The organism is Chromobacterium sp. S0633, from assembly GCF_024158805.1.
Taxonomy (GTDB): Bacteria; Pseudomonadota; Gammaproteobacteria; order Burkholderiales; family Chromobacteriaceae; genus Chromobacterium.
This window is the reverse complement of the sequence record NZ_JAMZGH010000040.1, coordinates 24,356-33,501: the sequence shown is the minus strand read 5'-3', so window position 1 is coordinate 33,501 and position 9,146 is coordinate 24,356. Positions and strand designations below refer to the sequence as shown.

The 9,146-nt window shown below is 68.8% G+C and carries 8 protein-coding genes; all 8 read right to left on the bottom strand.

Going from position 1 to position 9,146, the window contains the following annotated elements; translation table 11 throughout:
* On the bottom strand, nt 1-489 hold a 489-nt coding region (locus NK214_RS19650), incomplete at its 3' end, for a hypothetical protein (RefSeq protein ID WP_253315279.1).
* Entirely contained in the window at nt 473-1,291 is an 819-nt protein-coding gene (locus NK214_RS19645) for a hypothetical protein (RefSeq protein ID WP_253315278.1), read from the bottom strand. The genes NK214_RS19645 and NK214_RS19650, both read right to left, overlap by 17 nt.
* 23 nt (nt 1,292-1,314) lie before the next feature.
* Nucleotides 1,315-2,211, bottom strand: a complete 897-nt coding sequence (locus NK214_RS19640; RefSeq protein ID WP_107798576.1) for a hypothetical protein — start codon at nt 2,209-2,211, stop codon at nt 1,315-1,317.
* Nucleotides 2,208-3,710: a radical SAM/SPASM domain-containing protein gene (locus NK214_RS19635; RefSeq protein ID WP_227107527.1), complete on the bottom strand. Its 1,503-nt coding sequence runs from the start codon at nt 3,708-3,710 to the stop codon at nt 2,208-2,210. Before NK214_RS19635 ends, NK214_RS19640 begins: the two co-directional genes overlap by 4 nt.
* 27 nt (nt 3,711-3,737) lie before the next feature.
* Nucleotides 3,738-4,733 carry a radical SAM protein gene (locus tag NK214_RS19630; RefSeq protein WP_227107525.1) on the bottom strand — a complete coding sequence of 332 codons (996 nt, stop codon included), beginning with the start codon at nt 4,731-4,733 and terminating at the stop codon, nt 3,738-3,740.
* Nucleotides 4,734-4,825: 92 nt separating this feature from the next.
* Nucleotides 4,826-5,275 carry a hypothetical protein gene (locus tag NK214_RS19625; protein WP_107798579.1) on the bottom strand — a complete coding sequence of 150 codons (450 nt, stop codon included), beginning with the start codon at nt 5,273-5,275 and terminating at the stop codon, nt 4,826-4,828.
* Nucleotides 5,276-5,603: 328 nt separating this feature from the next.
* Nucleotides 5,604-7,256 carry an ATP-binding cassette domain-containing protein gene (locus NK214_RS19620; RefSeq protein WP_253315277.1) on the bottom strand — a complete coding sequence of 551 codons (1,653 nt, stop codon included), beginning with the start codon at nt 7,254-7,256 and terminating at the stop codon, nt 5,604-5,606.
* 269 nt (nt 7,257-7,525) lie between these two features.
* Nucleotides 7,526-9,121, bottom strand: a complete 1,596-nt coding sequence (locus NK214_RS19615) for an FAD-dependent oxidoreductase (RefSeq protein ID WP_253315276.1) — start codon at nt 9,119-9,121, stop codon at nt 7,526-7,528.
* Between the last annotated feature and the right edge of the window lie 25 nt (nt 9,122-9,146).

Here is a 9,146-nt window from a genome sequence, read left to right as displayed (position 1 = left end):
GCCCCATGGCGCCGCCGCGGCGCTCAGCGCCAGCCGCGAACCGTCCGCGCCGGCGGCCTTCAGCGTCAGCGTCCGCCCGTCCGCGACGACGCTGAGCGCGCGGACGTCGGCGATCCGATCCGGCAGCGCCAGGGTGCGCGACGGACTCCAGCGCGCGCGCCATTCGCCGGCGACCCCGCTCCGGTGCGCGTGCCAGGCGATTTCCAAGGCGCAGGCCAACAGAAAGCCGGTGCGAGGCTGGCGCTCGGCCTGGGCCAGCGCGCCCAGCGCCGGGTGCCATAGCCGTTCGAAATCCGGCTCCGCTTCTGCCAGCTCGCGCAGCGCCCGCGCCGCGCCGCCGGGCAAGGCGATGGCCGGCGCGACACGCTCTAGGAAAACGCTCAGGCTTTGTCGCCAGGCCCGGGCCGCGCAGCTTTCCAGCAGCGCCAGCCCGTCCGGATCGCCCGGGCAGGCGGCGCTGGCGGCGAGATCGTCAAACGGGGTGGACATCGTCGCTGCCCGCGGTGAAGTCGAAGGTTTCCAGGCCGCTCACGGCAAAATCGCCGGCAGCCAGCCCGCCGGGCCGGCGGCTCACCCGCTCGGCGCCGCCCAGCGCGGCGCGGAAGGCGGCGGAGCCGCCCAGCAGCCGCAAGCCGCCGTCCGCCAGCGGCTGGCCGTAAACCAGCCCCAGCCGCGGATGGCGCAGCACTAGGCTGCGCAGATGGCGCGCCGTCGCCAGGCCGAAGCCGGGGTCGAGCCGGCACAGCGCCTCCCAATGCCGCATCGCCTGATCGCGGCTGGCCGCGCAGTCGGCGCGGCAGGGGAAGTGGCTGAGCAGATGCCAGCCGAACACGTCCAGCATGGTGTTGGTCCAGTAGGGCTGCGCGCCGCCGTCGCCGGCGAAAGCCGGCTCCAGGCGGGCGTGATGATGGTCGCGATGCGCCAGATAGGCTTGCACGCAGCAATCCGGATAGCCCAGCAGGCGGCCGGCGATGACGTCGTTGTCGGTGAAGCGCGCGGCCAGCTCCGCCAGTTCGCCGTCGCGGGCGGCGAAGACGAAGGCGCGCGCGTCCGGCGCGGCCGTCTCGTCGCTGGCCACGGCGGACACCACGTAGTCGTCGGCGTCCGCCACCGCCGGCCGCAAGGCCCGCTCCCAGCGCCGGGCGTGCAAGCCCAGCCGCCGCAGCGCGCCGATCACCGACTCCGCCTCGCGGTAGGCGCAGGACACCCGCGCCAGCGGCTTGGCGCCGGCCAGGGTCAGCGCCAGGTCCACCCGCGCCGCCTGGGTCAGCTGCGGCAAGGCGGCGCGCAAGCGTTCAGGCGAGGCGGACGCCCTTATTGAAACGCCACCAGATGCCAGCGTTCCGTGGGCAGTCTCGCCACTTCGCGCCCGTTCCGCGCGCTGAGCACGCATAAGTCCTCCTCCTGCCATGCAATGCAATCGCCCTGATCCAGCCGGGCCTCCGGCAGACGGTCGCTGGAACGCAGCGGCCGCCAGCCCTGATAAAACACCGCGTCGCCCACGGCGCCGCCGTAGAGCTGGGCGCCGAAATTGCCGTAACGCCGCGCCTCCGGCGGCTCTTCCTCGTCGCGCAGCAGCAGCGGCAGCGGCAGCAGGCGCTCCAGTTGCGCGGCGAAGGCCGGGGCGGCGTCGCGCAGGACCTCCAGCAGCGCCGCGGCGTAGTCGACGCTGGCGCGGCAGCCCAAGTGGCAGGGAAAGTGGGAAATCAGGTAATACGGCGAACCGCGCCCCACTTCCATCTCGGTCAGGAAGACATTGAGCCGCCAGTCGCGCCCGCCCGGAGTGCGCGCCACCCGCAGCAGATCCGTCATCGGCGCGGCGCCGAAGTATTCGTTGGCGGCGATGCAGCAGGCCGGGTAGCCCAGCGCCCGCCCCAGCGCCACATTGTCTTGCCGCCGCTGGGCGTCCAGCCCCCGCTCCAGGGCCTCCGCGTCCAGCGCGTAATAGACGCGCGCGTCGTTGCGGCTGAAGGCGGCGCGTTCCTCCGCGGTGGCGTGGCGGTAGCCCCAGTCGTCCGGCGGCGGCACGTATCGGCCGTGGCGCAGGCCGCAGGCGTCCAGCAGCGCGCACAGCCGCGCGGCGCTGTCGCGGCCGGCGGTGAAGCGCGCCAGCGGCTTGAGGCCGGCCAGCACCGCCAGCGCCTCCACCGCGATGCGGGCGCCTTCTCCGCCGGCTTGCAGTTCGCCGGCGATCCGGTCCCGGGCGCTCATTGGGTGCTCATCCGGATGATGGTCAGCGCCTGGTCGATGCGCTGCGGCCGTTCGCGCATCAGCTTCACCACGAAGTCGAACAGATGCCGGGTGCGCTGACAGCAGGAGCTGGTCAAGGGCTGCGGGTCCAGCGAGTGGGTCTCGCCCTTGCTGACGATGGGGGACACGCCGCAATAAGGCCGGTAGGCGCACACCTGGCAGGCGTCGTGCTCGCGCAGCGAGTAGGACACCAGCTGGCGCGCCTTGTCGGAGGTGACCGCGTCGGCGTAGCTGTCGGTGTGCACATTGCCGATGCGGAAATCGGCGTGGCCGCGGCCTTCGTCGCAGCCGTAGACATTGCCCAGATGATCGTAGGCCAGATTGCCCAAGACCATGCCGCTGGGGTTGCGGAAGTCCACGTATTTGACGTCGCGGTTGTTGAACAGCTTTTCCAGCGCCAGCGAAAAATAGCGTTCTTCCAGCAGGATGCCCTGGTCCCACAGCGAAAAGATGTAGTCCAGCGCGTCGCGCCAGGCGTCGAAGAACTCGTCCATCCCCATGCCCACGCTGTCCCACTTCCCCTTGGCGAAACCCATTTTCTGCACCGGGGAGAAGAAGATGGAGGACTGTCCTTCCGCCACCGCGAAATCGACGTATTCACGCAGCTTGTGCAGATTGTTGCGCCCCACCACGATCAGCGAGGGCACGTCCAGGCCGCGTTCGCGCATGCGGGCGCGGTTGCGGCGGATATCGTCCCAATGGCCGCGGCCTTCCCAATCCACGCGCAGCGACGGGTGTTCGGCGGCGTCGAACTCGATGGAGGTGGTGATGTTGATGCGGCTGGCCGCCAGATAGTCCAGCACCTCGTCCGGCAGTTCCACGCCGTTGCTGACGATGGAGAAGGACAAGGCGCGTTTGTGCGCCAGATTCTTGATCATCGCGTAGGCGTGCAGATAGCGCACCGCGCCGAAGTTGAGCGTGGCTTCGCCGCCCTGGAATTCGAAATGGATGCGCGAGGACGGCGATTGGTAGGCGAAGTCGACGATGGCGCGGGCGGTGGCTTCGTCCAGGTCGTAGCGGGCCGGGTCCGAGCTGTCGCGCACCACGGCGGCGTGGCAGTAGGCGCAGCGCAGATTGCAGCGCCGCGTCATGCCGATGATGTGCAAGGCGGTGCCGGGAAAATAATTGGCGGACCAGTCTTCATAGGCCCGCATCACGCTGCCGGCGTTGCGCGCGGTGAGGATCAGGCCGCGCTCTTCCAGCAGATCGTGCAGCGCCGCGGGCAGGGCGATGCTGCGCAGCGCGCGGTACTCCTCCCGGCTCAACAGCGCCCAGCTGCCCTGGTCGCTGGACAGGAACACGCCGTCGCCCACGTCCCGGGCGCGGTAATTGGGCTTCCAGCGGTCGCGCAGCCGGAAGTCGGCGAAGATGTCCTCCATGCCGGCCCGGTCCGGCTGGGCGGGCGCGGCGCGCGGCGCGCGCGCTTCAATCGGGCGGATCGGGGTGACGACGTGGTTCATGGCGGGCCTCGCAAACGGGTGGCGGGTTCAGGCGATCAGATAAAGTTGCGGATGCTGGCGCGAGAAACTGGCGATGACGCCCAGCGAGGACAGGTCCTGGTGATCGAACAGCACGCGCAAGAAGGGCTTGTCGCGCCGCGGCTGATAACGCTCCAGCGCGGCGACGCGCACTTCGTCTATCAATTCCGCCGGGATCTCGGCCAGGGGCCGCACCCAGTCCCGGCCGTGGCGGATCAGCGCGCCGCGCTCGGCGCCCGGACAGGCGTCGGCCAGCCGGCAGGCGCGGCAGGCGCGGGTTTTCTCGTACCAGGGATGGGTGTCCACCGCCGGATCGGAATCCCGGATCAAGAGATCGAGGAAATCCGGTATCAGACAGGGCGCCAGTTTCTCCAGCGTCACCGGCACGCCCAGCGCGCGGAACAGCGGCACGATGGTGCGCAGCCGTTCGCGCACCAGCGCCGGATCGGCGATGGAGTCGATGAATTTGCCGGTGCGCACGGTGCCGCTGAACTTGAGGCGCGACGAGCCGGCCTCCACCGCGGTCACGCCGGTGGCGAGCAGGTGTTCCACGTTTTCCGCCAGGATCACGATATTGGTCTGGATGTCGAAGCCCAGTTCGCTGAGGCGGCGGATGCCTTGCAGGGTTTGCCGGAACGCGCCCTCCCGCACGCCGTTGAGCTTGTCGTGCAATTCCGCGCTGTGGCCCATCAGGCTGGTGCGCACCTCCAGCCGGCCGTCGGCCATGGCCGCCAGCCGCTCCGCCGACGGACGGTGGGAGAACAGCCGTACATTGGAGGCCAGGCTGACGCGGCGGCCGGTTTTCAAGGCCTCGCGCAGCACCTCCCAGAACACCGGGTCTATGGTGGGCTCGCCGCCGAAGATGTCCACCTCCTCGTCCGGCGCCGCCTGGTCCAGCTCGGCCACGATCTCCGCCAGCGGCCGGAAGGCGCGCTGGGCGATCTCGTCGTCCACGATGCAGAAGAAGCACTTATTGTTGCAGGAAGCCGTCAGCCGGATGATCATCGCCGTCGCCCCACGAAGAGGCCCGCAAGCGGGCCGCCAGGAAATCCGTCCCGACGCGGCTGGCCGCGCCGGGGTCCGCTCCGCCGCGCGGGCTATTTGACGCCGCGTTTCAAGGCCGCCTTGATCTGGGGGTTGTTTTCAATTTCCTTGAGCACCAGCGGGTCCTTGAGCGCGTCGCGCACCGCCGCCGGGTTCAGCGTGGTGGACACCGCCGGATTGGTGACCAGATCGCCCGGGGAAAACACGCTGGCCGCCTTGTCGTGGATATGGCCGTCGTTGTCGTGGATATTGCTGCGGTCGCTCCAGTCGCGGCTATGCCCGGCCGCCACCACCGAGCCGGCCAGCAAATCGCCGGACACCCGGGTCAGGTGGTCGAACTGGGCGCGCAAGCGCGCGACGTCGATCTTTTTCAATTCGGCGACCGTTGCGCTGTTGGCGCCGGCGTCCTTCGCCGCGGCGATGGGGTCCGACAAGAACTTGACGCGGAAATCGTTATCGCTCACCGCGCGCATCAGCAGTTTGTTCACTTCCGGTTGGGCCATGGTGTCCTCCTGGCTTGAGCTCTGTGACCGAGGCCTGCTTGGCGGCGCCCTCGTCTGGATGGAGCGGAAAGCGGCGGCGCGTGCTGCGACTGGAGGCACTATGCGGTCCGCGCTCCCAATCGGCTTCTTGCCGGCAAAGGGCTATTGCCGCTGAGCCGCAAAGCGGCCGCCGCGCCCCAGGGGAATCTCCGCACCCACCCAAATGCCTCGCCCATCCGCCTCGTCATCCAGCCGGCCTGCGTGTCACTGGAATGAAAAAGCGCCGACGGTTTTCGTCAGCGCTTTAACTATATTCATGCGTTTTTAGTATATCTGTACGTTAAATTACCTAAAACGAACTTTTATCGATGGCGCGCTCCGGCCGCTCCCTTCCGTCCAGCAGCCGCCAGCCGTCCTCGTCCGCCGTCAGCCAGCCGTCCAGATCCAGCGCGTCCAGAAAAGCGTCGTCGTGCGACACCACCAGCAGGCCGCCGCGGTAAGCGCGCAACATCGCCTCCAACGCTTGCAGCGACGGCAGATCCAGATGATTGCTGGGCTCGTCCAGCAGCAGCAGCGTCGGCGGCGGATCGGCGTAGAGCGCGCAGGCCAGCGCCGCCTTCAGCCGTTCCCCGCCGCTGAGCCGGCCGCAGGGCCGGGTCGCCCGCTCGGCGTCCAGGCCCAATTGGGCCAGCAACATGCGCAGCCGGCTTTCCCCCGCCGCGGGATTGGCCGCCAGCAATTGCTCGATCGCGCCGCGCCCGGGGTCCAGTCCGTCCAGATCCTGAGCCAGATAGGCGCAGGCGGCCGGCGCCCGCGCCTGTCCGGCGAGCGGGCGCAATCGTCCGGCCAACACCTTGAGCAAGGTGGACTTGCCGCAGCCGTTGGCGCCGACGACGCCGATGCGGCGCCCGCCGCCCAGGCTGAGGTGAATCCGGCGCGTGGCCTCGGGCGCGAACGGCAGCGCCACCTCGTCCAGCGCGACGGCGACGCGCGGCAGCGCCGGCCCCTGCGGCAAGGCGTGCACGACGACCGCCGCGTCGTCCTCCGCCCGCCGGGCGGCCTCGCGCACCGCCTGGTCCAGCGCTTCCCGCGCCGCGGCCTGTTGCCGCCGCAGCTTGCCGGCGCTGTCCTCGCTGCGCTGCTGCTGTCGGTCCAACAGGATGCGGGCCTGGTTGGCCTCGCGGCCGCGCCGTTCGCCGCGGGCCTGCCGCCGCTCTTGCCGCTCCTGCTGTTCGCGCAGCGCCCGCTGGCCGCGCAAGCGCTCCTGTTTGCGCTGCTCCAGCGTTTGCAGCGCCCTCGCCTGTTCCCGCTCCTTGTGTTCGGCGTAAAAATCGTAAGCGCCGCCGTAGCCGGCCAGGCCCTGCGGCGACAGTTCAACGATGCGCTCCATGCCGGCCAGCAAGCGGCGGTCGTGGCTGATCACCAGCAGGCCGCGCGGCCAGAGGGACAGTTGTTCGATCAGCGCTTGCCGCTGGCCCCGATCCAGATGATTGCTGGGTTCGTCCAGGATCAGGAAGTCGGCGTCGGACAACATGGCCCCGCACAGCGCCGCCCGCGCGGCTTCGCCGCCGCTGAGCGCGTCGGCCGGCGTTTCCGGGCGCAGATGACCCAGGCCGAAACGCCGCCATTCCCGCTCCAAGCGTTGGCGCAGATCCCAGCGCTCGGCCAGCCGTTCGAAATCCCGCGCGTCGACGCTGCCGGCCTCGATGCGCGCCAGCGCGTCCAGCGCGCCTTGCAAGCCGGCAAGGCCGGCGGCGGTGTCGCCCCGGGGCGCACCGGCCCGCTGCGCCAGATAATGCGTCGTGCCGCCGCGCAGACAGCGGCCGGCGCTGGGCCGCAGTTCTCCGGCCAACAAACGCGCCAGCACGGTCTTGCCCACGCCGTTGCGGCCCACCAGGCCGATGCGCTGGGCGTGAAACGCCATATTGAGATGACTGAACAGAATCCTGCCGTCGGGCAGTTGATAGGACACGTCGTCCAAAGTGAGATGGATAGGCGTCATGAAGCTTTCCAAAGGATGCCGAACATTCCCCTGCGCGCAGGGGGCGGAGAACGTGGCCGTCCAGGAGGACGGCGGCATCAATGGCGCATCGGACGAAGACCTCGGGAAAGAATGGGGCCGCGCAAGGGGCCGGCGCGGCGGAAAACCGTCATGGTAGCGCGCGCCGGGCCGCGCGCCAAGCGGGACAGGCCTGCCTGTCCCGCTCCCGGAAACGCTTCCGCCTCCCGTCTGATGGTCCCGCCGGCGCGCGGCAGGCCAAAAACAGGTTCTCAGACCAGCTTGGCCAACATCATGTCCGCGGTCTGCAAAGCCCCCTCCACCCAGCCCTGGGCGTCGGAATAGGCCTCGCCGCACACGTATAGCGGCTGGCCGTCCAGCGGCTGGATGATCTGCCGTTTCACTTCCCAGCTTTTCACCCCGATGTTCCAGCTGTTCCAGCCGCCGCCGTACGGGTCGTCGCCCCAGTCGCGGAAGGCGGCGTTGCGCACTTTGGGCGTGTAGGACAGGCTGTGCATCACCGTCAGTTGGCGGGTGACTTCCTCGGTCATCATCCGCGGAGCCTTGTAGCGGTGCCAGCTCAGCTCCTTGGCGCGCACCTGGTCGTCCGCGCCGATGAAGGGATCGGCCAGCTCGGCCACCTCCAGCCCCTTCTTCCAGGCGCTGTGACGGCGGCCGCGCAGACCGTCCCAAAAGCCGGTGTTGTCGCCGTCGTCGTAGCTGGCCAGCAACATGGCGTGGCCGTGCAAGGCGGGCAGGCCGTTGCTGCGCGGCCAGTAATAGGTCTGGCGCACCGGCAAATCGGTGACGGAACGGCCGGACTTGACCGGCACGTAGTCGCCGTCGGCCGTGCTGTAACCCGTATTCAGCCACCAGGGGCTGTTGTAGGTGGTGAACAGTTTGAACAGCGGCCGCGGGGTGACGCTGGCGGCCAGTTGCTGGAAGCGCGCGGCCTCCTGCAGCCAGGGGCTGGTGGCGGACAAGAGCTCCAGCGCGCGGCGCGGCATCGCCAGAATCAGCGTTTTGGCGGATATCGTCCGGCCCTGGGCCTGGAACTGGAAGCCCGACTCGCTGCGCGTCACGCCGCTGACCGGGGCCTCCAGCCGCACTTCGCCGCCGGCCTGTTCGAACAATTGCGCCAGCACCAGCGGCACTTGCTGAAAGCCGTTGCAAAAGCCCATGTACTGGGCCGATACGCCGAAGTCCGACAGAAACCAGGGAATGGCGTCGGCGGCGTTCCAGTTGCACAAGGTGGTGTCGTAGCCGCCGGTGTCTTCGGCGTATTGATAGGCTTCGCCGGTGATCACGCGGAACAGCACGTTCCAGAAGCCTTGCTGGTATAGCGGCACGCCGCCTAAGCTGGCGTTCTGCGCCATCTGCCGGCGCTCTTCCTCGGTCAGCGATTTATTGGTGATGCCGGGCACGATCTGCTCGATGGCGTCGATGATGACGGCGCCGCCGGTCTGGCCGCGGTCCAGGAAGTTGAGCCGGTACGGCACTTTGTCCGGCTGGGTGGTGAAGTCTTGCAGCCGCAGATAGACGCCGCGCAGATAGGCGATGTTTTGCGGCTCGTCCACCGGAAAGCGGTAAAGCTCGATCTGTTCCGGCGCCGGCAACAGCGTATTCAATTCCTGAATCAGGTCGTAAATCAGCGGCTGCACTTCCGGCAGGATGCGCATGCCGCCCAGTTCCGCCACCATGTCCGGAATGTCCGGCGGCCGCACCGACAGCAGACGTCCGCCGATGTGATCGCTGGCCTCGAACACCGCGATCTTGCTCTGGGGATAGTGTTGTTGCAGCCGCCAGGCGCTGTACACGCCGGACACGCCGCCGCCGACAATGGCGATGTCTATGTTTTCGCTAGCCATGTTTGCTCGTCCTCGCTATGTGGAG